Annotated in this window: 1 protein-coding gene; it reads left to right on the forward strand. The window is 58.2% G+C overall.

The annotated features are described in order from the left end of the window. A partial coding sequence (locus LKX83_RS32900) for a heterodisulfide reductase-related iron-sulfur binding cluster (protein ID WP_255655036.1) occupies positions 1–237 on the forward strand: 237 nt, incomplete at both ends.

Consider the following 237-nt stretch of genomic DNA (forward strand, 5'->3'; position numbering starts at 1 on the left):
GTGATGTTCTACGAAACGAATCAGGCGACAGCTCGCGTGCTGGCCAAGGCTGGCTGTGAAGTCGTATTTGTCGAGGATCAAGCCTGCTGCGGCGCACTTCATGCCCATGCCGGGGAGAAGGATGGTGCGGTGGAGCTTGCGAAGCGCAACATCGAGGCGTTTGAAAAAGCGGGCGTGGATTTCATCGTCAACAATGCCGGCGGCTGCGGTGCCGCGCTTAAGGAATACCACCATTGG

The organism is Cohnella baijiui (assembly GCF_020731285.1).
GTDB lineage: Bacteria > Bacillota > Bacilli > Paenibacillales > Paenibacillaceae > Cohnella.